Source organism: Pseudomonas sp. B28(2017) (assembly GCF_002113025.1).
In the GTDB taxonomy this organism is placed as follows: domain Bacteria; phylum Pseudomonadota; class Gammaproteobacteria; order Pseudomonadales; family Pseudomonadaceae; genus Aquipseudomonas.
Genome location: NZ_NEJH01000002.1, coordinates 120,969 through 144,360, shown reverse-complemented (window position 1 = coordinate 144,360; position 23,392 = coordinate 120,969). Strand labels below are relative to the sequence as shown.

At 54.5% G+C, this 23,392-nt stretch carries 14 protein-coding genes; all 14 read left to right on the top strand.

The window, feature by feature from the left end:
- Positions 1 to 30 precede the first annotated feature (30 nt).
- The 14 genes from CAF65_RS05250 to CAF65_RS05180 all read left to right on the top strand — a co-directional run bounded on the left by CAF65_RS05250 (position 31) and on the right by CAF65_RS05180 (position 23,380).
- Positions 31 to 978: a Gfo/Idh/MocA family protein gene (locus CAF65_RS05250; RefSeq protein WP_085715358.1), complete on the top strand. Its 948-nt coding sequence runs from the start codon at positions 31 to 33 to the stop codon at positions 976 to 978.
- Between the two features lie 7 nt (positions 979 to 985).
- Positions 986 to 1,573 (top strand): acyltransferase, encoded by a 588-nt coding sequence (locus CAF65_RS05245; RefSeq protein ID WP_085715357.1) that lies wholly within the window; start codon positions 986 to 988, stop codon positions 1,571 to 1,573.
- Positions 1,566 to 2,660 carry a DegT/DnrJ/EryC1/StrS aminotransferase family protein gene (locus CAF65_RS05240; RefSeq protein ID WP_085715356.1) on the top strand — a complete coding sequence of 365 codons (1,095 nt, stop codon included), beginning with the start codon at positions 1,566 to 1,568 and terminating at the stop codon, positions 2,658 to 2,660. The genes CAF65_RS05245 and CAF65_RS05240 overlap by 8 nt, the downstream gene beginning before the upstream one ends.
- Positions 2,657 to 3,745, top strand: a complete 1,089-nt coding sequence (gene wecB / locus CAF65_RS05235) for a non-hydrolyzing UDP-N-acetylglucosamine 2-epimerase (RefSeq protein WP_218191715.1) — start codon at positions 2,657 to 2,659, stop codon at positions 3,743 to 3,745. Before CAF65_RS05240 ends, wecB begins: the two co-directional genes overlap by 4 nt.
- A 4-nt stretch (positions 3,746 to 3,749) precedes the next feature.
- The gene (locus CAF65_RS05230) at positions 3,750 to 4,532 is read left to right on the top strand and encodes an ABC transporter permease (RefSeq protein ID WP_158090061.1); all 783 of its coding nucleotides are present in this window, start codon (positions 3,750 to 3,752) and stop codon (positions 4,530 to 4,532) included.
- On the top strand, positions 4,525 to 6,270 hold the full coding sequence (locus tag CAF65_RS05225) for an ABC transporter ATP-binding protein (protein ID WP_085715354.1): 1,746 nt from the start codon (positions 4,525 to 4,527) through the stop codon (positions 6,268 to 6,270). Before CAF65_RS05230 ends, CAF65_RS05225 begins: the two co-directional genes overlap by 8 nt.
- A complete protein-coding gene (locus CAF65_RS05220; protein WP_085715353.1) occupies positions 6,267 to 9,197 on the top strand; it encodes a class I SAM-dependent methyltransferase in 2,931 nt (976 codons plus the stop codon). The genes CAF65_RS05225 and CAF65_RS05220 overlap by 4 nt, the downstream gene beginning before the upstream one ends.
- Positions 9,197 to 10,558 (top strand): glycosyltransferase, encoded by a 1,362-nt coding sequence (locus tag CAF65_RS05215; protein WP_085715352.1) that lies wholly within the window; start codon positions 9,197 to 9,199, stop codon positions 10,556 to 10,558. Before CAF65_RS05220 ends, CAF65_RS05215 begins: the two co-directional genes overlap by 1 nt.
- On the top strand, positions 10,558 to 14,769 hold the full coding sequence (locus tag CAF65_RS05210) for a D-glucuronyl C5-epimerase family protein (protein ID WP_085715351.1): 4,212 nt from the start codon (positions 10,558 to 10,560) through the stop codon (positions 14,767 to 14,769). Before CAF65_RS05215 ends, CAF65_RS05210 begins: the two co-directional genes overlap by 1 nt.
- Before the next feature lie 58 nt (positions 14,770 to 14,827).
- Complete coding sequence (asnB, locus tag CAF65_RS05205) at positions 14,828 to 16,747, top strand: asparagine synthase (glutamine-hydrolyzing) (RefSeq protein WP_085715350.1); 1,920 nt, start codon at positions 14,828 to 14,830, stop codon at positions 16,745 to 16,747.
- Positions 16,737 to 17,975, top strand: a complete 1,239-nt coding sequence (locus CAF65_RS05200; protein ID WP_158090060.1) for a glycosyltransferase — start codon at positions 16,737 to 16,739, stop codon at positions 17,973 to 17,975. The genes asnB and CAF65_RS05200 overlap by 11 nt, the downstream gene beginning before the upstream one ends.
- Positions 17,972 to 19,213 (top strand): glycosyltransferase family 4 protein, encoded by a 1,242-nt coding sequence (locus tag CAF65_RS05195; protein WP_085715348.1) that lies wholly within the window; start codon positions 17,972 to 17,974, stop codon positions 19,211 to 19,213. Before CAF65_RS05200 ends, CAF65_RS05195 begins: the two co-directional genes overlap by 4 nt.
- A gap of 362 nt (positions 19,214 to 19,575) precedes the next feature.
- On the top strand, positions 19,576 to 20,439 hold the full coding sequence (locus tag CAF65_RS05190) for a DMT family transporter (RefSeq protein ID WP_085715347.1): 864 nt from the start codon (positions 19,576 to 19,578) through the stop codon (positions 20,437 to 20,439).
- 289 nt (positions 20,440 to 20,728) lie between these two features.
- Entirely contained in the window at positions 20,729 to 23,380 is a 2,652-nt protein-coding gene (locus CAF65_RS05180; protein WP_085715345.1) for a sensor histidine kinase KdpD, read from the top strand.
- The last annotated feature ends 12 nt before the right edge of the window (positions 23,381 to 23,392 follow it).

The following is a 23,392-nucleotide window of genomic DNA, read 5'->3' as shown; positions in this document are numbered from 1 at the left end:
CGCCGGGGCGTCATCATTTGGAGCAAGCCCGTGAAACGTTTCGCCCTGGTAGGTGCTGCCGGCTACATCGCCCCACGACACATGCGCGCCATCAAGGACACCGGCCATGAACTGGTCTGTGCCTACGACATCAACGATTCGGTCGGCATCATTGACAGTCTTTCCCCGCAGAGTGAGTTCTTTACCGAGTTCGAACGGTTCTACGACTTTGCCTGGACGCTCAAACGCCAGCAGCAACCCCTGGATCTCGTTTCGGTATGCAGCCCGAACCATCTGCACTTTTCGCACATTAACGCCGGGTTGCGCCTGGGCTGCGATGTCATCTGCGAAAAGCCGTTGGTACCAAGCCCGGCGATGCTGGATGAGTTGACGCTGACCGAACAGGAAACCGGCAAGCGCCTGTGGAATATCCTGCAATTGCGTCACCATCAGGCGATTATCGACCTGCGCAATCGGGTGCTGGGCGAGCAGCGTACGCACAAGCACGAAGTTGAACTGACTTACATCACCTCTCGCGGCAAGTGGTACATGGAAAGCTGGAAGGGCGATCCGCGCAAGTCATTCGGTGTCGCCACCAATATCGGTGTGCACTTTTACGACATGCTGCATTTCATCTTCGGGAAACTGCAACGCAACGTCGTTCACTTCAGTCATGAGCACAAAGCCGCAGGTTACCTGGAGTACGAAAACGCTCGGGTTCGCTGGTTCCTGTCGATCGATGCCAATGACCTGCCAGATTCGGTCAAGGGCAAGAAACCGACGTATCGTTCGATCACCGTCGACGGCAACGAAATCGAGTTTTCCGAAGGGTTTACCGACCTGCATACCGTCAGCTACCAGGCGATTCTGGATGGCAAGGGCTATGGCATCGAAGATGCGCGTCACTGCGTCGAAACCGTTGATGTGATTCGCTCGGCCGCCGCCGTCGCGCCGCAGGATGGCGAAGGGCATCCGTTCCTCAATCGCCTGGTCCGCTGAGGGCGCTATGGCATATCAAGTCCATGCCAGCGCAATCATCGACGAAGGTGCGCGGATCGGCGATGACAGTCGTATCTGGCACTTCGTGCATGTCTGCTCCGGGGCTTCCATCGGCAGAGGCTGCTCGTTGGGGCAGAACGTGTTTGTCGGAAACAAAGTGGTTATTGGCGACGACGTGAAGATTCAGAACAACGTCTCGGTCTATGACAACGTCACCATCGAGCGCGGTGTGTTCTGCGGTCCGAGCATGGTCTTCACCAACGTTTACAACCCACGCTCACTCATCGAACGTAAAAACGAATACCGCAGCACACTGGTCCGCCAGGGCGCCACTTTGGGGGCCAACTGCACCATCGTTTGCGGCGTGACCATCGGGTCGTTCGCATTCGTCGGTGCGGGGGCAGTGGTGAACAAGGATGTGCCGGACTATGCGTTGATCGTGGGTGTTCCGGGCAAGCAGATCGGATGGATGAGCGAGTTCGGTGAGCAGTTGGCTTTGCCTCTGCAAGGGCAGTCTTCGGCAATATGCGAGCACACCGGCGACCGTTATGTCCTAAATGGAAAAGTACTAAGCAAGGAGCCTCGCGGTGATTGAATTTATCGACCTCAAGACCCAGCAACTGCGCCTCAAGGACCGGATAGATGCCGGCATCCAGCAGGTACTCGCTCATGGTCAATATATCCTTGGCCCCGAAGTCGCGGAGCTTGAGGAAAAACTCGCACGATTTGTCGGCGTCAAGCACTGCATCAGTTGCGCCAACGGCACCGACGCCTTGCAGATCGCCTTGATGGCAATCGGCATCGGTCCGGGCGATGAGGTCATCACGCCGGGTTTCACCTACATCGCCACTGCCGAGACGGTCGCGCTGCTGGGTGCCAAGCCGGTTTACGTTGATGTCGACCCGCGTACCTACAACCTTGATCCGTTGTTGCTGGAGGCTGCGATCACGTCGCGCACCAAGGCAATCATTCCGGTTTCGCTTTACGGTCAGTGCGCCGACTTTGACAGCATCAATGCCATCGCTGCCCGTCACTCCATACCGGTGATCGAGGATGCGGCACAGAGCTTTGGTGCGACCTATAAAGGTCGACGTTCGTGCAGTCTGACCACCATCGCATGCACCAGTTTTTTCCCGAGCAAACCCTTGGGTTGCTACGGCGATGGCGGTGCCTTGTTTACCGATGACGATGAGCTGGCCGTGGTGCTGCGCCAGATCGCTCGCCACGGTCAGGACCGACGTTATCACCACATCCGGGTCGGCGTGAACAGTCGTCTGGATACCCTGCAGGCTGCCATCCTGCTGCCCAAGCTGGAAATATTTGCGGAAGAACTGGAGTTGCGTCAGGCCGTGGCCAGCCGCTATGAGCAATTGCTCCAGGCCCGCAACATCAAGTGCACACCCTTTGTCGAAGCGCACAACACCAGCGCCTGGGCGCAGTACAGCGTTCGTGTCGCTCAGCGCGATACTGTTCAACAGCGCCTGAAGGAGGCGGGCATCCCCACCGCCGTGCATTACCCGATTCCCCTGAACCGCCAGCCAGCGGTGGCCGATCATCTGGCGCAACTGCCGGTCGGCGACGAGGTTGCAATGCAGATCATGAGCCTGCCGATGCACCCCTATCTTGAAGCTTCCAGCCAGGAAGTCATTGCCAATGTATTGTCCGAGGCGCTGAAACCATGAGCATCAAAGTTGTCACCATCGTGGGTGCACGTCCGCAATTCATCAAGGCTGCGGCTGTGTCGCGGGCAATAAAAAATGCAGGTGTCGAACGTATCCGGGAAGTGCTGGTGCATACCGGGCAACATTACGACGAAAACATGTCGAAGGTCTTTTTCGATGAGTTGGACATTCCGACTCCGGCCTACAACCTGGAAATATCCGGTGGCACTCACGGTGTGATGACCGGACGGATGCTGGAAAGCATCGAGAAAGTTCTGCTCGAAGAGAAGCCGGATTGGGTGCTCATCTATGGTGACACCAACTCCACATTGGCCGGTGCGTTGGCCGCATCGAAGCTCAATATCCCTGTTGCGCATGTAGAAGCCGGATTGCGCTCGTTCAACATGTGTATGCCAGAGGAAATCAACCGCATCCTCTCTGATCGCGTATCGTCCTTGCTGCTGTGTCCAACGCAGGCCGCTATCGACAATCTGGCTAAAGAAGGCTTGGTGAGTGGCGTACATAACGTGGGCGATGTCATGTATGACGTCGCGCTGTTCTACAGTGAGCGAGCCAAGGTTCAGAGTCGAATCAAAGAGCAACTGGGGCTTGAAGACAATGTCTATGCTCTTGCTACCTGCCATCGCGCGGAAAACACGGATGATCCGAAAAGGCTTGGTGAAATCATGGCTGGCCTTGCAGAGATATCGCAAGAGTTGCCGGTGGTTTTGCCACTGCACCCGCGTACTCGCAAGCTGCTGGAAGACCATGGGTTGTCCCGCCATCTGAACTCACTCACCGTGGTCGAACCTCTTGCGTTCCTCGATATGATTGCTCTGGAACAATCCGCCCGGGTCATTCTTACTGACTCCGGTGGCGTGCAAAAAGAAGCATTCTTTTACGGTGTCCCCTGCATCACCATGCGGGATGAAACGGAATGGCTCGAAACTGTCGAGTTGGGCTGGAATACCCTGGTGGGGGCCTCTCACCAGAAAATCATTGATGCATTCCGCGAAATGCGCACTGTACGCAAGGACATTCTGGAAAAGCCGTACGGTGATGGACAGGCTAGTCAGCAAGTTCTTTCCCGGTTGCTTCAGGCCTGATGTGATGAATGCTTTTCAGACTCTGATACGCCATCGCCGTCTTTTGCTCTCCACTGTTGGGCAAGGGCTTCGTGGGCGTACCAGCGGTAATGTGCTGGGTGCAATCTGGCTGCTTCTTTATCCCCTGCTTTTCCTTGGCATGTACAGTTTGGTATTTGTCCAGATTTTGCAGGTCCGGATGCCGGGTATGGGCACGCCAGATTACATACTTGTGGTGTTCTCTGGTCTCGTTCCCTTTCTTGCTTTCGCTGAAGCGTTCAGTGTGGGTACCACCAGCATAGTGGCTAACAGGGGATTGTTGATGAATACCCTGTTCCCGATCGAGTTGGTGGTGGCCCGGGATGTGCTCATCGGCCACTCCACTATGGGAATGGGGATGCTTCTGGTGTGGGGCGCCGTACTGTACCTGCATGGACCGCACTGGACGCACTTGATGGTTCCCGTCATTTATCTGTTGCAGATTTTCATGGTGCTGGGGCTGGTCTGGATTACTGCAACATTGACTGTCTTTTTCCGTGACCTTCAACAGGCTTTGCCAATCATTGTCTTGTTCCTGATGTTGGTTTCGCCGATTGCGTACACGGCCAGTATGGTTCCAGAGGGTATGAAAGCGATTGTGCATTTCAATCCGCTCGCCTGGCTTATGGAGCTTTATAGAAGCTGTTTGATAGACGGCGTCATTCCCATGGAGCAGTTGGGCGTTTTTGCATTGTTCTCACTGATGCTGTTTCTGGCAGGGCACAAATTGATTTTTAGACTCAAGCCACTATTTGCCGACTATGTCTGAGTTCGCGGTCTCCATCAAAAATGTGAGCAAGAGCTTTCGCCGGTTTCAGAGCCCTGGTTGGAGGGCTTTGGATGCGCTGGGCCTTCCTGTCGCCAAGAAGCGTTTCGATGTTTTCGAAGCGCTGAAAAATATTGACCTTGAGATAGGGCGCGGAGAGAGAGTCGCCCTGATCGGTCGTAATGGCGCGGGCAAAAGTACGTTGTTACGTCTTATCGCCGGGCAAATGAAAGCCGACGAAGGTGTCATTCAGGTCAATGGTCAGGTTCAGGCTTTGATGAGTCTGGGCACCGGTTTTCATCCAGACTTCAACGCAATCCAGAACATCGAGTCGGCGCTGGCCTATCAAGGCGTGTCCCGTTCGAGGGTCGATGAGTGTCTGGAAGAAATCATTGAGTTCACCGAGCTTGATAACTTCCTGCATCGTCCGGTCAAGGAATATTCCTCTGGCATGTATGCGCGGCTGGCGTTCGCTGTTGCGACATCAATCATTCCCGAAGTCCTGATCATCGATGAAGTGCTGGGGGCCGGTGACGCTTACTTCATGGGTAAATGTATACAGCGCATGAAGGCCCTGACCAGTCAGGGGGCAACCATCATTTTTGTTTCCCATGACATTGGCTCGGTGCAAATGTTGTGTGATCGCGGGATCTGGCTCGACCACGGGAAGATTCGACAGGACGGTGATCTTCTGCCGGTGAGCAAAGCTTATCTGGCCTCAGTCAGGGAAGAAGAGGAAAAACGTGTGCGTGCCAAGAGCATGTCGCTGACCCGCGGGCAAGTCGCCTCCATGATGTCCAGCACCGATGAGATCAGTTTGCTCCGTCTTGTCAGTGCTCAGGGCGGTGCGCCCAAGTCGCCATTGACTCTGGCATCGGTTACGTTCGGTGACTCCCGGGGCAAGCAGGGCCGGTTCGATATGCAGGACGGTTCGTCGAACGGTTCGGGGCCCATAGTCGATCCTCTGTTCATGAACTGGAAAAAAATGGGTGACGGCTGGCAGTTTGGCGACTTCGGCGGACGCTACCTGCACGCACCTCTGCAAGTCCAATGGCTCGGTAAGCGTCATCCTTCCTCTTGGGTTGAGCTCAAATTCAGATCCAGTCCTGATACTGCGCTTGCATTGGAGCAGTTCGATACACAGATTGGAGAGTATGTAAGACTCGCCGAAATCGCTGCCGATGAATCGCAAGAGTGGAAGCTTCTTCGAGCGGAGCTTTGCGCGGACGAAGAGGATGACGCAACCGCTTCATTGCTGGCGGAGTTGCCACAATTGAGCCAGGACGATCGCTATGGAAGCGGCGAAGTAATCATTACCGGGTTTGGTTTCTTCGATGGGCAAGAGGTGCCACGGCATACCTTGATCAGCGGTGAGGCTGCGAGCGCATTATTAGCGTATTCGGCGACGTCCCAAGTGCGCGATCCGATCCCGGTTGTCGCTATATATCGGCCAGATGGAACTTGTGCAATGCAGGTCATTGCCAGTTTGAATGGCCAGTATTTTTCACAGCTGGAAGGTCGTGGCGGTATTCGAGTCAAATTTGATCCCCTGTTTCTCGGTCCTGGCGACTACTTGGTTTCGGTTGCCCTGTTCAGGGAACTGAATCTGGCGTCTTCCATAGAGCCGGCGGCTTATGATTTGCATGACCGTTGCTATGCGCTCAAAGTGCTCCCTCCGCCCGGAATTCAAGTACAAATTGGCTGCGTCAATCAACCCGCCACCTGGGAACAATTGTCATGAGCCAGGATATCCGTCTTTATCAAAGCGCGGAGATATGGGATCAACCCATGCAGACTGGCCAACGCAATCTGCTGGCCGCTCTTCTGGACTTTTGGCCTCGTTCGGTCGTCAGTGCACTGGATGTTGGGTGTGGTGATGGAAAGTTAAGTGCCATCATCGCGCAAACCACGGGTACGCAATTCACTGGTTTGGACAGTAGTGCTGAAGCATTGTCGCGTTTGCCTTACCCAGGAGTGCTTGGGGACGCGACATCGTTGCCATTCGAAGACGGTGCATTCGACTCGGTAATAACCACCGATGCGTTGGAGCATATGCCCGATCACGAAGAGCATATCGCTTGGAGTGAATTGTTTCGGGTTGCTCGGGATTGGGTGATGGTGGCTGTCCCTTTCCGAGAGGAGATGCTGGACGCCACCTCGATCTGCAATTCCTGTGAGCATGCCTATCATGTAAATTGGCATCAGCGTGCATACGATATCGTTGATCTGCACTGTAAAGCCCCGCCGGGCTGGCATGTGACTGCCAGTGTAATCGCAGGCGAGCCATGGACGCAGATGCTGCCTGTGGAAACACGTTTCAGGCACGAACATCTTGGAGAAACAGCAGGGTGGGAAAGCGCAATATGTCCACACTGCGGTGCCTGCGGACATTGCGGGACAACACCGACGCCTCTTGCCCCTTTGAGTGCCGCCGCATTGGGACAAGTGGTTTATGAAGATCTGCGCAAAGGCCGATACTGGCGAAGTCACAGTGAAGTTTTGGTTGTGTTCTCGCGCCAAAAGGACTTTCACGTCGAGGTGCCACTTGCGTTAGCGGAGGACATGTCGGCCGCAGAGTTCCAACCATCGAATCCTCCCGTCCAGTACCTGCTTCCTTATCCGCAAGTATCTCAATACGTTGTGGTCGATGGTTTGTGGCGGATTCAGTTACCGCTTTATGCTGATCGATCACGACTGCATGTCCGCCGACTTCCGGGTAGTACCGAGCCGTTGACGTTGGTGATTGAAGACGCGTTTGGTGTGCTGTTTGACGCATTGGCACTAGAGGCTGACCAGAACGAGGCAACGCTGGAGTTTGGCAGAGCCATTGTGCCTGGCTACTACGGTGTGCTTGTAACGTTGAAGGCAGGATCACCGCTTCTCAGTTTGAGTCTGGATAAGGGGCCGCAAGTCTTGAGGCTTAGTCTGCCAGATGACACGAAGGTTGGTTATTTCATCGATCAATACGCCGGCGTGCCGCTTTATATCCAGGTAGTCGAAGCCTCATGGATTGATCCAGAAATGTATAACGCCTGGCGAGTGCCAGGTGAACTGGCGATTGCCAGTGTTCTGGATCAAATGGAGATCCAGTTCACAGCACTAAAACAGAAGCTTGCATTGGCCAGCGAGTCTGCTGGGCTGGAGTCAGCTCAAAAGTTGGAAAAAAAAGTAGAACGCTTTGCTATTGCAGTTCAAAACCTTGAGCAAGAGCGCGATGCACTACTAATAAGAGCCAAAGAAGCAGACTCCCAAGCGGTGGAATTGCAAAACCTGAGTGCGGAGCGTGATGCCTTGCAAGCGAAGGCTCGGGCGTCGGATGTCCAGGCAGTGGAATTGCAAAATCTGCGTGCGGAGCGCGATGCCTTGCAGGCGAAAGTTCGCGCGTCGGATGTCCAGGCAGTGGAATTGCAAAATCTGAGCGCAGAGCGCGATGCCTTGCAAGCCAAAGCTCGCGCGTCGGATGTCCAGGCAGTGGAATTGCAAAACCTGAGTGCGGAGCGCGATGCCTTGCAGGCGAAAGCTCGCGCGTCGGATGTCCAGGCAGTGGAATTGCAAAATCTGCGCGCGGAGCGCGATGCCTTGCAGGCGAAAGCTCGCGCGTCGGATGTCCAGGCAGTTGAATTGCAAAATCTGCGCGCGGAGCACGATGCCTTGCAGGCGAAAGCTCGCACGGCGGATGCCCAGGCGGTGGAACTGCAAAACCTGAGCGCAGAGCGCGATGCCTTGCAAGCGAAGGCTCGCACGGCGGATGCCCAGGCGGTGGAACTGCAAAACCTGAGCGCAGAGCGCAATGCCTTGCAAGCGAAGGTTCGCACGGCGGATGCCCAGGCGGTGGAACTGCAAAACCTGAGCGCAGAGCGCGATGCCTTGCAAGCGAAGGCTCGCACGGCGGATATCCAGGCGGTGGAGCTGCAAAACCTGAGCGCGGAGCGCGACGCCTTGCTGGCGAAGGCTCGCGCGGCGGATATCCAGGCGGTGGAGCTGCAAAACCTGAGCGCGGAGCGCGACGCCTTGTTGGTGAAAACCCGGGCGACTGATGCCTTGGCGGTGGCATTGCAGAATTTGACAGCAGAGCGCGACACATTGCTCTTAAGAGCCGAAGAAGGAAATCGGCTTGCTGTAGATTTGCAGAATGTTTCCGCTGAACGAGATGCTTTGATGCGTATTGCATCTGATGCCAATCGGATTGAAGTACAAAATCAAAACCTGACCTATGAGTTGCAGATACTCCGTCGCAGGGCTGAAGAGTGTGAAACGCTAGAAGTCAAGTTGCAGAACCTCGAAGCCAGTCACGAAGCACTTTTGGTCAAGGCATTGGATGCCGACCGACTGGCAGTGGTCGTACAGGAAATTGAAGAGCAAAACGAAATCCAACGTATGCATTTGAGGGAAGCAGGCGAGCAGGCGATCGCCTTGCAAGTGCTGGTTGCGAATCATCAGCAAATACTCGAAGAACTTGAACGTACGAAAGAGCGAGCTGAACAATCCGTCAAACTTATTGAAGAGCGGGACGCTCTGAAACAGCGCTATCACCAGTTGGAAGCCGAAGCCGCAGAGCAAATGGCACAACTTAATAATCTGAATATGAATATTGAAAATCGGCTCGGTAGCTTTGCCAGGAGGCATCTTGGAAAAATTCGCCATCGAGTTTCGACAGGGGAGAACTAATGGCGCGCGTCCTAATGCTTTGCCACGACCAACATCTCGATCGTCGAGTGGTCGCGCAAGCACAAACACTTATTAAAGCTGGGCATTCAGTACGGCTTCTAGCCTTATCCTATGATGCGAACACTCATACAGAAGAGATGCCTGAGGGGATTGATCTCACTCGTATTGGATTGTCTGACATTATTCCGGAGAATGACACGTACCTTGCTTATATCGCGCGCCAACATGGTTTTAATAACATTCTAAATAGGCTGGCCAATCGTTATCCGAAACGTACCAAGCTATTTTACAAAGGTTTTGCCTGGGCAAGTAAGATTAACTGGGAAATCTATAAATTATTGCTGTTGAAGCGCTATCGCAATCGAACATTGCATGATCCGTTGCCGTTCCGCTCTGCATTCGTTAAACATGGGGAAATGTACAAGAGTGATCTGGTACAGGTTCATGACTTGCCTGCCTTGGAAGCTGGCGTTGAGCTGGCTGCGAAGTGGGACGTGCCGCTGGTTTATGATGCTCATGAGCTTTATCCAGAGCAGAAATCCTTCTCAGGCAAACAGCGCAGGATTTGCTCGGAAACCGAGGCTCGTTTGATTAAAAAGGCAAACTTGGTGTTTGCTGTCAATGAGTCGATTGGAGAGGAAATGGCCGATCGCTATGACATTGAGAAGCCCCTGACACTGCTCAATGCCATCGATCCAGTGCCGGAATTCGATGGTCAGGCCAGCTACGACTTGTTACGTGAAAAACTGAACCTTGCGCAAGACCGAAAAATCCTGTTGTTTCAAGGGGGCTTTTCTCCATTCAGAAACCTGGAGTTCCTGATCGACGCGATGGCCTATGTGAAAAACAAGGACATAGCACTTGTAATGATGGGGTTTGGAGCATACGGCGACTTGCTAAAGGCAAAGGCAGAGCGTCTAAAGTTGCTGGGTTCCAATGTGTACTTTATGGCGGCTGTCCCGCAAGTTGAGTTGTTGCAGCATAGTGCCTCAGCCGATGTGGGTATTATTCCGTACCCTCATGTTGATCTGAATTCGTATTTTTGTACGCCTAACAAGTTGTTTGAGTTTATACAGGCAGGATTGCCTATTCTTGCGAATGACTCTCCTGAGTTGAATCGGTTTGTTCAGGGGAATGGGTTCGGGATGACTCATAAAATGGACAAACCGAAGGATATAGCAATGGCTATTGATGCGGCATTTTTGTCTTCAGAACTCAATGCCTGGAAGAAAAACTTGATAGAGAAGCGCTCTTTGCTGACTTGGAAATCGCAGGAAAGTGTTTATGGCGATTCTGTAGGGGAGTTGCTACCTGTCGCTTCCTCGGAAATTGAGTCGATTTTGCAGTTTGGAGTTGTTTGATGTCATCGCTTTTCAAATATTCAAGTCGTGGAATGCTTGCGCTATTTATTTGTGTTGGTTTGTGCTTGCCTTATGGCGTAAGCTCGGCTGCTGAAGTATTGAGCAGCCAGACAGATGTTGATCGAGCAGCACATTCGGTTGATGAAAATGGCATACCTTTACTCAATATCAAGGGACTTGGTATGGTCAATCACCCAGCCTGGACCGCTTTGTATGCACTCGCCTATGCCGGGGTGGAGGACTATGATCCTTCGTTGGGACTAAAGCCAGACGATAGTAAATTCAAGGCGAATGTTAAATGGCTGGTCGATAATTTAAAGAAAAACCCACAGGGGCAGTGGGTTTGGTTATATAAATTCGACAGTACCTACAATGACGTCAGCATAAAAGCTCCATGGGATAGTGCGTTTGCTCAGGCTACTGGCATTCAGGCTCTTCTTGCTGACTGGAAGAAAACAGGTGACGAGAAAAGTCTGGCTGCCGCACGGAAAGCTGCAGAGTCATTGTTTGTTCCACTGAAAAGCGGCGGTTTTCTTTTCACTTCGGGCGATGATATCTGGTTTGAAGAAATCCCTTCGTCTATAAATAATCCATCACATATCCTTAATGGTCATATGCGGGTCCTTCTCGCATTGCGAGAGTTGGCTGAGGTTACCGGAGACTCGGTTTATACAAAGTGGTTTGATAAAGGCGCCAATACTCTGGAGCGTTGGTTGCCTTTGTACGACGCATCTTATTGGTTGCGTTATGACTTGAATGCAAAAAAAGATGAACAGCTTTTTCGTCTGGCAAACCCCTATGGCTTCGCTAACCCGGAACTGGCAATTGACAAGATTACCCTGAGTGACCCAGAAACTGGCAAGAATGCAGTTCTGGATGTGGGGGGAGCAGGCGATGGTGAAGGTTCTCTGAGAATCGCCGGTAATGACTGGGGGCAAATTGAAACAGTAGACGGGCGTAGTGTTCGTAAGCTCAAGTCTGTAATGGGTGAAAAGGAGCCTGCTGATTCTGATGGAAAAATGGTTGCGCCTTACAGCTACTTTTACATGGCGCTTCCAGCGAAATGGACTAATAACCTCAGGACACGTCGGTTAGAACTAAGTGTCGAGTATCTTGACGCGTCCCCAGGGAATATTGCTGTACAAATGCGTTCTATCGCTCCTGGCAGCGATACCTTCAAGAACTTGCCTGATTCGGATCTGTTGTTGAGTGGCTCTGGCCAATGGCGTCAGTGGAAGGTCGCGGTAAAGCCAGAAAATCTAGGCTATTGGGTGGGAGATACTTATGCGAAAAAACACGCAGAGTACCTTCAAAAGCTTGCATTGATTCGCCCGTCGCTGCAGAAGTGGAGCGACGTTGCCACTGGTTATCTTAATGTTCGGAAAAAAGACTCTGAATATAAGGTTGTAGAGCAAACAGCGCATAAAGTGCCAAGTCAGTCGCCTATGCTGCCAATCTTTTCTTTGGATAAGGATGGGGTAGTGATGCAGTGGCGTGCAAGCGAAAAAACCAAGTATCTGAAGGATGGAAGTTATGATCCGGCATCCGACCCTGGTGAGCCTGTTTATTCCCCATTTATTGTTGCTCGACAGTATCTGCAGCCTGAGGCAGTGGGGCAGGGTGGCTATCGGGGAGTAGATAAGAACCTGGTGAAGAGTAAATCTGCGCTGGATTGGTTTCTCTCGCCTCATCATCAAGTGAAACTCCCGTCTTCTGCGGTCACTTATCTGTTTAATTTCGAGAACACGTATAACGACGTGACGACCAAGGCAAACTGGCCTTCGGCGTTTAGTCAAGCTTACGTGCTTGAAGCTCTCAGCACTGCACACTCAAAACCTGACAGCTCTTCGAAAATACCTGCTCTGATCGAAAAAGTAGCCAATGCTTATACGGTAAGTGTCAAGGACGGCGGAGTATCCTCTGTCAATCGTGCCGGGCAGCCTTACTTTGAAGAAGTGCCTAATGCAACGCATGTGCTCAATGCTCATTTGATCAGTATTCCAGGGCTGAAGAACGCTGCGAAACTGCTGAATAGTGCCAGGATCAATGCTATTGCAGATTCTGGTATTGATACTCTTCGGACTGAATTGAATCAGTTCGACACTGGCTATTGGATGCGATATGACCTGAATCCCAAGAAAGAACTGCTCTTTCAATTGGATTGGATTGACGGCGAAAGCTCACCATTGATCGAAGAAATTCAGCTGTTGGCTCCGCAATTTCAGAAGAGTGTGAAACTGGAGCTCGGGAAGGACAGCGCCTTTGAGGGTGGTACCCGAATCTCCGGCTCTGAGTGGCTCCCTTCTACAGTCGTCGATCAACGTTCTGTGCGCGGTTTTGTGGACGGTTATAAAAACAACTCGACAGCGGTTTCGGGTGGTACTCGCCATAACGCATATTTTTTTGCAGAGCTGCCGCAGCGGGAGTTCACAAGTTATTTTGACGTGCAGCCACACCGGCTGATTGTGAAATACAAGGATGTTGCACCCGGTCATTTCAATATCAAGCTGCAAGCCTTGAATGAAGGAAATGTACTCTCGTTCGTACCATTGCGCGGCGGTCTGCTGACGATGGTTGGGGATCAGCAGTGGAAAGAGGCTGTTTTCGAAGTACGTCCTCAAGATATGGGATGGTACAAGGGGGCTGACTATCAGGTTTTCGAGGTTGAACAGTTAAAGCGAATTGCAGATATTTCCAATGATTGGTTTTTTCAACAATACGCTGAGCGCCAGAAATATTTTCTGGATGCCAAGGCTGCTAATAAACCAGTGATTATTGAACCTCAGGAGGATGACGAGGCAGAGGTGATTTCTGCGTCTGTTGAAGCGGCTTCCGACACCTATGCGAACTTCAGTTTTTCGAATGCGCTGGATGGTAACCCGAGCAATGATTATGTTGCGGGAATCGAGGGTGAGCAGTCAGCATTTGTGAATTTGAAGATGTCGAGCCCGATCAAGGATGGTGTTCTGAAACTTCAGTGGGAAAATAAAAGTAACTACCCTGCAAACGTTAAGATCCATTTGCTTGATGAGCATGGAGATACGCTAGAAGTATTCTCTAATGCTGTTTCGAGTTCGGATAAGCCTTATAGTTTTAAATTCAGTGGTGCTCAAGCATTTCAACATATGAAGCTTGAGTTCTCTGGTTTTTCGGGGCAGCCACGTTTACTCTTGCGCCTCATCGAAATCAAGGCTACGCCTGTTGTTTTGCCTCAGGCTGCTAGCGCTGATCTGAATAACTCGAAGTTTTTTCTATCCGCCGAGGATCCTGCAAACCCTTTGCGCATATTTCATCAGTCGATCAGTTTATCTATGAAAAAACTTTCTGATAAACTATCGGTTGGTGCAAATACTGATCATGAAAAAGTAATGAAGTTCATGGAGTATATTTCTGGCTTTGGTGTCGGTGTTGCAAGCGAAAACACACCAGATGCAACTGTCAGCGAACGCATTGGGGCTTGTGGAAGTTTTACAAATACCCTGCTGGCATTAGCCGCAGCTCAAGGGATAGAGGGGCGGGTGATTAGTCTTCTGAATTACCCTAAAAACGATGGTCATGCTGTCGCTGAGTTGAAATTTGGCGATGCCTGGCATTTATATGATCCGACCTACAATGCTTACTATACTTGGCAAAATTCGACGGTACCATTGTCTTTTGCTGAGGTGCAAGACGCCTATAAACGGTTTAAATTTGTTCGTGTGCGACATAAAACAACTCGGTTGGGCCTGGCGGCTTTTACGGGAAAGAATATTTTTACCAAAGCCAACCCTTCAGGTGTGAGTGGGCCGGATAAGCCAATGACTTTTCCACTGAAAATGGCATTTGGTAGTCACGCAGAAATCACCGAAAAAGGGTTTGGCCCTGCCATGCAAGGGGCTAATTTTATCGGTGCGGGTTCTACTAATCAAAATCAGGAGTGGACGTTAAACAAGCTGACGCCAGGTAAGAATTATTTGTTTTCTGTTCGACCAAAAGACCTGTTTGGTAACATAGATGGTGCTGCCCCGTTTTTTGATGTTTCCATTGTTATTGATGGAGATGTCACTTCGAAATTTTCGCACCGGTTCGATTTTTCAAAAAAGACCACGCCTCCAATGGAGATAAAATTTACGGCTAAGTCCACGGAAGCCAAGATAAGCATACTTCATGATTATGTCGATCCTAAGTATATGTTTATGACGGTGAGTGGTTATAGCTTGGTGGCGATCTGATCAGTCGTTCTTGTTAAATAAATTATTCTTATTTTTATATTTTTGAACAGGGAAATGTATGTGTGGGATTTCGGGGATTCTGACAACCGCCGGCTCACCCGGTGAGTTAAAAAACAGTGTCATGGCAATGATGGACGCCATCCGCCACCGCGGTCCCGACGGTGACGGCGTCTGGCTGGACCCTGCACGTCCCGTGGCGTTGGGGCACCGACGCCTTGCGATCATCGACCCGGAGCACGGCAAGCAACCGATGACGACGGAAGATGGTCGCTACACAATCGTGTTTAACGGTGCGATCTACAACTATCTGGAATTGCGCCGTGAGCTGATTGGTCGTGGCCACCCGCTGCACAGTTACTCGGATACCGAAGTGCTGCTCTATGCGTTTCACGAGTGGGGCGAGCGTTGTGTTGATCGTCTGTTGGGCATGTTTGCCTTTGCGATCTGGGATCGCGCCGAACAACGTCTGTTCTGTGCTCGGGATCGGATCGGCATCAAGCCGTTCTACTACCACTTCGATGGTCGCAAATTAAGTTTCGCTTCCGAGATCAAGGCGCTGTTTGCCGACGGTAGCGTGAAGGCCGAATCGAACTCCGATGGTCTTCAGGATTACCTGACGTTCCAGTTCTGCCTCAACGAAAAAACGCTGTTCAAAGGTGTGCAAAAACTTGAGCCGGGCCATCACCTCAACGCCTGGTTCGAGGGCAATCAGCTCAAGGTCAAGACGAGCCAGTACTGGGACCTGCAATTCGATATCGATGAAAGCCATGATGAGCGCTACTTCGTCGATAACCTGGCGGCACTGATCGAAGATTCCGTGCGCATGCACCTGCGCTCCGACGTTCCATTGGGTGCGCACCTTTCAGGTGGTCTGGATTCCAGTGCGGTGGTTTGCCTGGCATCCAGAATGCTGGGTGGCGAGCAACTGAAAACATTCACCGGGGCTTTCCGTGAGGGGCCGCAATTCGACGAAACAGGACACGCCAAGGCTGTGTCAGCCTTTGCCGGCACCAATTACAACGAGATCTACATTCCGGGTAATGAACTGCCCGATATGCTGCCGAAGCTGATGCACTACATGGACGAGCCGCTGGCGGGTCCGGGTGTCATTCCGCAGTACTACGTGTCGCGCCTGGCGGGTGAGCAGGTGAAGGTCGTACTGGGCGGGCAGGGCGGTGATGAACTGTTCGTCGGCTACGCCCGCTACATGGCCGCCTACCTCGAAAAATGTTTGTCCGGTGCGATCAACGAAACGTCGAATCAGCATCGTTACGCGGTGTCGCTGGAGTCGCTCATCCCTAACTTGCCGCTGCTCAAGACGTATCAGCCGATGCTTCAAGGGTTGTGGCGCGAGGGCTTGTTTTCGTCGGCCGATCAGCGCTACTTCCGCCTGATCGACCGCAGCGAAGGCATGTCCCACCTTTTCAACCAAGGGGTTTTCGACAAGGGTTACTCGCCGTTCGAGGCGTACCAGAAGATCTTCAATCACGAAGGGCTGCATTCGCTGGTCAACCAAATGACTTACTTTGACCTCAAAGGCTCCATGCCGGCGTTACTGCACGTTGAGGATCGCACCAGCATGGCCGCCTCTATCGAGTCGCGGGTTCCGCTGCTGGATCACCGTATCGTAGAGTTCATGGCGCGTGTTCCTCCGAACATCAAGTTCGCGGGCGGACGCATGAAGCATTTGTTCAAAGAGTCGGTGCGCAACATCGTTCCGCAGCAAATCTTCGATCGCAAGGACAAGATGGGTTTCCCGACGCCTTTGGCGGCCTGGACCAAAGGTGTGGCTCGCGACTTCGTGCGCGATACGCTGCTGTCTGATCGTGCACGTCAGCGCGGTTTGTACAACGTCGAAGCGGTAGAAGCGGCCCTCGACAACGAGCGTGAGTTCGGTCGTGTGGTGTGGGGACTGCTGTGCCTGGAACTTTGGCATCGTAACTTTATCGACGGGGATGCTGCGCTCAATGCCCGCTGACGGCACTGGCTCCAACCGTTCGATTCTTATGCTGTGCAATGATCGGCAAATTGACCGGCGCATTCTTCTTCAGGCTGACAGCCTGGAGGAGGCTGGTTGGCAAGTACGCATTCTGGCAATGCCCCTGGATGCACCGGCTGAAGATGACCCCCGGGTTTGTCGTGTCGGGCAGGCCGCCTCGCAAACAGCGATTCGTGAGAACCGGGTGTTGTCGATGTATCGGTTCGTACGCCGCTATTTGAGTATGAATGGCGGCGTCATGCGCCTGCTCAAAGCGATGGCCTGGCGTTTTCTGGTCGATCAGGAGCGTTTCTACCTGCGCCTGTTTTTCGATCAGGCTCGGCAGATGCGGGCTGACGTAGTGGTGGCTCACGATTTACCGATGCTTGCAGTAGGGCGGGCGCTGGCCACCGAGTTTTCGGCGAAGCTGGTGTACGACAGTCACGAGTTGTATTGCGAACAGGAGTTCAGCCGGGCTCAGGGGCGCAATTGGGCACTGATCGAAGAACGGCATATCGGCGCCTGTGATTTGGTGATCACTGTCAATCCGTCGATCGCCGGGGAACTGGAGCGACGCTATCAGCTGGATGACGTTCAGGTGATTCACAACGCTGAGCGAGCTCTGCCGCCAGGGCCGCGCTCCTGGTACCTGCATGACCGCTTCGGGATTGATCGCAGCCATGCAGTCCTGCTGTTTCAGGGGGGATTTTCGGCAGGTCGTCATCTGCCGGAACTGATCAACGCGATGGCACTGGTCAAATGTCAGACAGTGCATCTGGTGCTGCTGGGGGATGGGCAATTGGCGGCTGCGCTCAGCACCCAGGTCAAGCGTCTGGGGCTGGAGCGACGAGTGTTCCTGCATCCTGCCGTGCCGCAACGGGACCTGCTGGAGATCACGGCCGCCGCAGATGCTGGCGTGATTCCTTACCAGGCGATCTGTCTGAACAACTTTTATTGCACGCCCAATAAACTTTTCGAGTTCATCGCTGCCGGGCTGCCGATTCTGGCCAGTGATCTTCCTGAGTTGCGGCGCATTGTCAGCGGCAACGAAATTGGACAGGTGGCGGATTTGTCGAGTGTCCCGTCGATGGCAAGCAGCATCGACAGTTTTTTCCAGGATCGTGCCGAATTGCAGGTGTGGCGTGAAACTCTTTCAAGGGTTCGTGAACGGATCGATTGGCAAGTCGAAGGTGCCCGGCTGCAAACACTGTATGAGCGTTTTCGATGAAGATTTGCATGGTTTACCAGTACTACCAGGGACACGGTGCTCCTGGCCATTCGCTGGTTTACGAACTGACTCAGTTCCTGGCCAAGCGCGGCCATGAGGTTACCGTGGTCACGGGTGAAACCGGGTACATGCGTCGCGAGGCGATTGTCCGTCCCTGGTACAAGCGGCTCATGCGCACAGAGCGGGACGGGCTGGTGAACGTCATGCGCACATACACCTACTCGCAACTGCATAAAAGTTATTTGGGGCGGTTGCTGAGTTTCCTGTCCTTTTCCCTGACCTGCCCGCTGGGTCTACTGTTCATGAGTCGTCCGGATGTGGTGATCGCATCTTCGCCACCTATTTTCCCGATGTTCTCCGTCTGGCTGGTGTGCAAGTTGCGCCGTATTCCCATGGTGTTGGAAGTACGTGACATCTGGCCTGAGTCCGCCGTTCAGATGGGTATCCTGCGCAATCGTCATCTGATCCGGATCATGAGCTGGATCGAGCGGGTGCTATATGACAGATCCCGGCGCATCGTCGCCCTGACTGAAGGTATCCAGCAGAACATCCGCGATCGCGGCTGGCGACACGACAAGGTGGAACTGGTGACTTGTGGAGTCGATTTCGACTTGCTGCGTCCTGATGAAACACTGCGTCTGCAAACCCGGCAACGCATGGACTGGGCACATCGTAAAGTCGTCATGTACTTTGGTGCGCTCGGGGAGGCAAACAACATCGCGGTCGTGCTCAGGGCTGCCCAGGCCTTGCTGTCCCAGCCGCAAGTGTTATTCGTTCTTGTTGGTGACGGGATGATGAGCCGACCCTTGAGGGCAATGGCGCAAGCCATGGAGCTGGACAACGTTCTGTTTCTCGATCCGGTGCCCAAGCATGAAGCCAGCGCCTACCTCAATGCAGCGGATATCTGCCTGGTGACACTGCAGGACATTCCTCTGTTCGAAGGTGCGATTCCGACCAAACTGCTGGATTACATGGCGTGCTCCAAACCGGTAATCTGCGGCGTTCGCGGTGAGGCACAGCGGATCATGACGCTGGCGGGAGCCGGATTGGTTTTCTCTCCGGACGACGATCAGGCGTTGGTGCGATCAGTCCTCGAACTGTGCGACGATCCTGAGCGCGCCACGAATATGGGGAGCAATGCGTTGGCTCACGTGCGTGAGTTTTACTCGGCAAGCGCCTCTCAAAGCAAAATGGAAGAAATTTTGCGGGACGTTGTCCGTGAGTCCGAACGGGTATAAATCCTTGTCATGGCTCATTGCAAATTGTGTCGAGCGCTGGTTATAGTCGGCGCTCGATGGTTTGCGGACCATCTGACCATCCATCAAATGAAGATCAACCCAATGCCTGCATCCCTCATCAACGCGGTAGTCGATTCAGCGGTCAACGCTGGCGTCGTGCCGTGCGGGAAACAGCAGCCTGGGCAGATCAGTCATTACCCCCCTCCTGTTAGTCGCACGCCAGTGTGCGCGGTGATCTCACCGCCAGGCGTTGGCATTTCGGGCTGATCAGCTGCGTTCTGCTGTTCCCCTGCCTGCCTGAAAAAACGACTGAATTTCAGCTTCGGCTGAGTTGGCTTTTTGCCTGACTACAGGTGGTATTCATGTTTGTCCTTTCAAAAAAGTCCGCGCTCGCGGCGGCGTCCACGAGCCTGTTCGTTCTGCTGTGGAGCAGCGGGGCGATTTTCTCCAAATGGGGGTTGGCCCACGCCTCGCCTTTCGCCTTCCTGATGTTTCGTTTCGTCATCGCTCTTTGCGGCCTGGTGTTGCTGGTGCCGTTGCTCAAGCTGAAGTTACCCAAGGGCGGCAAACCGATGCTGTATGCGATGGCCACCGGCGTGGTGTTGTTGGGGGCCTATCAGATTTTCTATCTGCTGGCCCTCGACCTTAAAGTCACGCCCGGGGTGATGGCGACCATCATGGGCGTGCAGCCGATTCTCACCGTGGTGCTGATGGAACGTCAGCGTTCCTGGAGCCGGATGTCCGGTCTGGCTCTGGGGCTGACCGGGTTGATCATGGTGGTCTATCAGGGCATCGGACTGGCCGGGATGTCGCTGGCCGGGATGCTTTTCGGTTTGCTGGCGCTGGCGAGCATGACGTTCGGTTCGATCATGCAGAAACGCATCACCGACAATCCCCTCGGCACGCTGCCGGTACAGTACCTCGCGGGGCTGTTGTTGTGCGGGGTTTTCGTACCCTTCCAGCCATTTCACTTCGAACACGGCAGCGGTTTCATCCTGCCGGTGCTATGGATGGGGCTGGTGGTGTCGGTGCTGGCGACGTTGTTGCTGTATCGCTTGATTGCTCGAGGCAATCTGGTGAATGTCACCAGCCTGTTTTACCTGGTGCCGGCGGTAACGGCAGTGATGGACTTTCTGATCTTCGGCAATCGTCTGGCGATGTTGAGCCTGTTCGGCATGCTGTTGATCATCGTCGGTCTGGTATTCGTCTTCCGTAAAACCGCGTAATCCGAAAAGGCCTGGAGCCATGCTCCGGGTCTTTGTGATTTTTGGCGTGTGATCAACTGTCTTCGCGAGCAAGCCCTCTTGTATGGGTGGACTTTAAAGGGAGGAGGGGGACAAAGCCCGATTCTGGCTGTTGACCAGCCAAAAGCCGGTTGAGGGCTTCCCCTCAACCATAGAATCTCCCACACTGGATTTGTGAAAAATGAAAATCCCCTGTGGGAGCGAGCCTGCTCGCGAAGACGGCCTCAGCATCACCACATCAATATCTATCTGAAAAATGAGCCCCCCAAGCATGAGCAACTCCGGCCGCGCCGACGCGCTGTTAGCAGACCTGCCCCGCGATGGTCGTGGCCGGCTCAAGGTATTTCTCGGCGCCGCGCCGGGGGTGGGCAAGACCTACGCCATGTTGCAAGCGGCCCACACCCAGTTACGCCAAGGGGTGAAAGTCATTGCCGGCGTCGTCGAAACCCACGGCCGGGCCGAAACCGAAGCACTGCTTGGCGGCTTGCCGCAGCAGCCGTTGGTGCGCTCGGAATACCGTGGCGTGTTGCTCGAAGAGATGGATCTCGACGGTCTGATCAAAGTCAAACCGAAACTGGTGCTGGTCGACGAACTGGCGCACACCAACGCACCCGGCAGCCGCCACGAAAAACGCTGGCAGGACATCCAGGAGCTGCTCGCCGCCGGCATTGACGTGTACACCACGGTCAACGTCCAGCATCTGGAAAGCCTCAACGATCAGGTGCGCGGCATTACCGGCGTGCAGGTCCGCGAAACCCTGCCGGACTGGGTATTGCAGGAGGCCTACGAACTGCTGCTGATCGACTTGCCGCCACGGGAACTGCTGGAGCGCCTGCGTGACGGCAAGGTCTATGTGCCGGAGCAGGCGCGGGCGGCCATCGACGCGTTCTTTTCCCAGACCAACCTGACAGCCCTGCGCGAACTGGCGATGCAAACCGCGGCGGCTCAGGTCGATAACGATCTGGCCCAAGGCTATCGCCAACTCGGTCAAGCGGCGCCAGCGGTGCGCGGGCGTTTGCTGGTAGGGGTCGACGGTGATGCCCAGGCCGAGCGTCTGGTACGGCATGCCAGTCGCGTGGCCCAACGGCGGCACTTGCCCTGGAGCCTGGTGCACGTGGACAACGGCCGCGTGCGGGACGAACAGTCGCGCCTGCGCCTGCAAAGCGCCCAGCAACTGGCCGAACGGTTGGGGGGGGAAGTGGTGTTGCTGCGCGCTGGTGAGGTGGCGAAAACCTTGATTCAGCATGCCGCCGAACGTCGTGCCAGCCTGGTGCTGGTCGGCCAGTCCCGACCGCGCTTGCGCCGACGTCTGTTCGGTGGCGGGCTGGCGGCGCGGCTGTTGCGCAATGCCCGCGGACTGGAAATCAACGTTCTCGACAGCGATCACCAGCAGCATCAACCCCATCAGCGGTCGATGCATTCACTGGTCTGGTTCGACTATGCGTTGGCCGTGGTCGCGACGGTTCTGGCCAGCGCCCTGGCCTGGGCCGTGGCGAGTGTTCTGCCGCTGCCAAATATTTCACTGGTGTTCCTCGCCGCCGTGTTGCTGGTGGCGGTGCGCAGCAGTCTGGGGCCGGCTCTGGCCTGTGCGGCGCTGTCGTTCCTGACCTATGATTTTCTGTTCATTCCACCGACTTTCTCTCTCAGCATCCAGCGCGAAGAAGACGTGCTGACCTTGCTGTTCTTCCTGCTGATGGCGGCCCTCACCGGCAATCTCGCGGCGCGCCAGCGCCGGCAATTGCAGGCCCTGCGCGACACCCAGGAAGAGACCACCGAATTGCTCGACCTGTCACGCAAACTGACCGCCGCCACCGACCGCCAGGCCGTGGTCAGCGCGGCCGCCCAGCACCTCAACGGTTGGAGAGATGCGCAGTTGTGCCTGCTCAATCGCGACGGGCAAAACGGCTGGAAAGTCGAAACCGGTGGCCCGCTGGCGTTCACCGAAGCCGAACGCGCCGCCGCCGATTGGGCCTGGCAGCACGATCAATCGGCGGGTGCGGGTACCGGCACCTTGCCGTTCGGTCGCTGGTGGTGGTGGCCATTATCGGTGGAGGACGGCCCGCTGGCGTTGCTCGGCGTGCGCGCCAGGGAAGGCCAGACCCTGAGCGGCCAGCGCCGACGCTTGTTGACCGCGCTGACCCAACCACTGGCCCAGGCGCTGGCCCGGGCACAACTGGCCGATGATCTGGAAGCGGCGCGTCTGCACGGGGAAACCGAGCAGTTGCGCAGTGCCTTGCTGGCTTCGGTGTCCCACGATTTACGTACACCGTTGACATCCATGCGCGGCAGTATCGATAGCCTGCTGGCCCTGGGTGAAGCGATCCCGCTGGAGGATCGACGTGAACTGCTCGAAGGAACTCGCGATGAAGCCGAGCGCCTTGACCGCTACATTCAAAACCTGCTCGATATGACCCGGCTCGGCCACGGTGCCCTGAAGCTGGCGCGGGACTGGGTATCGCCGGCAGACATCGTCGGCAGTGCGCTCAATCGTCTGCGTACAGTCCTTGCGCCGTTGCAGGTCAGTACCGACGTGCCGGCCGAGTTACCGTTGCTGTTCGTGCATGCCGCACTGATCGAGCAGGCACTGATCAACGTGCTGGAAAACGCCGCGCGGTTTTCGCCGTCCCACGGGCGTTTGCAATTGCGCGCCGGGACTGATGACAGTGAGCTGTTTTTTTCGGTCAGCGACGAGGGCCCGGGGATTCCGGAGGAGGAGCGGGCGAAGATTTTCGACATGTTCTACACCGCGGCGCGGGGTGATCGTGGCGGGCAGGGGACCGGGCTGGGGCTGGCGATTTGTCAGGGCATGGTCGGTGCTCATGGCGGGCGCATCAGCGTTGCCGACGGCATCGAGGGGCGCGGCACCTGCATCACGTTGCACCTGCCGCTACAGGCTCAGCCGGGATACGAGAGTGAAGCCTGATCGTGCTTGCGC

Bases quoted from the DNA above. Each gene is read 5' to 3' on its own strand.
- CAF65_RS05245 (WP_085715357.1), top strand. From the start codon at position 986: ATGGCATATCAAGTCCATGCCAGCGCAATCATCGACGAAGGTGCGCGG.
- CAF65_RS05215 (WP_085715352.1), top strand. From the start codon at position 9,197: ATGGCGCGCGTCCTAATGCTTTGCCACGACCAACATCTCGATCGTCGA.
- asnB (WP_085715350.1), top strand. From the start codon at position 14,828: ATGTGTGGGATTTCGGGGATTCTGACAACCGCCGGCTCACCCGGTGAG.
- wecB (WP_218191715.1), top strand. From the start codon at position 2,657: ATGAGCATCAAAGTTGTCACCATCGTGGGTGCACGTCCGCAATTCATC.
- CAF65_RS05180 (WP_085715345.1), top strand. From the start codon at position 20,729: ATGAGCAACTCCGGCCGCGCCGACGCGCTGTTAGCAGACCTGCCCCGC.
- CAF65_RS05190 (WP_085715347.1), top strand. From the start codon at position 19,576: ATGTTTGTCCTTTCAAAAAAGTCCGCGCTCGCGGCGGCGTCCACGAGC.
- CAF65_RS05210 (WP_085715351.1), top strand. From the start codon at position 10,558: ATGTCATCGCTTTTCAAATATTCAAGTCGTGGAATGCTTGCGCTATTT.
- CAF65_RS05195 (WP_085715348.1), top strand. From the start codon at position 17,972: ATGAAGATTTGCATGGTTTACCAGTACTACCAGGGACACGGTGCTCCT.
- CAF65_RS05200 (WP_158090060.1), top strand. From the start codon at position 16,737: ATGCCCGCTGACGGCACTGGCTCCAACCGTTCGATTCTTATGCTGTGC.
- CAF65_RS05230 (WP_158090061.1), top strand. From the start codon at position 3,750: ATGAATGCTTTTCAGACTCTGATACGCCATCGCCGTCTTTTGCTCTCC.
- CAF65_RS05225 (WP_085715354.1), top strand. From the start codon at position 4,525: ATGTCTGAGTTCGCGGTCTCCATCAAAAATGTGAGCAAGAGCTTTCGC.
- CAF65_RS05220 (WP_085715353.1), top strand. From the start codon at position 6,267: ATGAGCCAGGATATCCGTCTTTATCAAAGCGCGGAGATATGGGATCAA.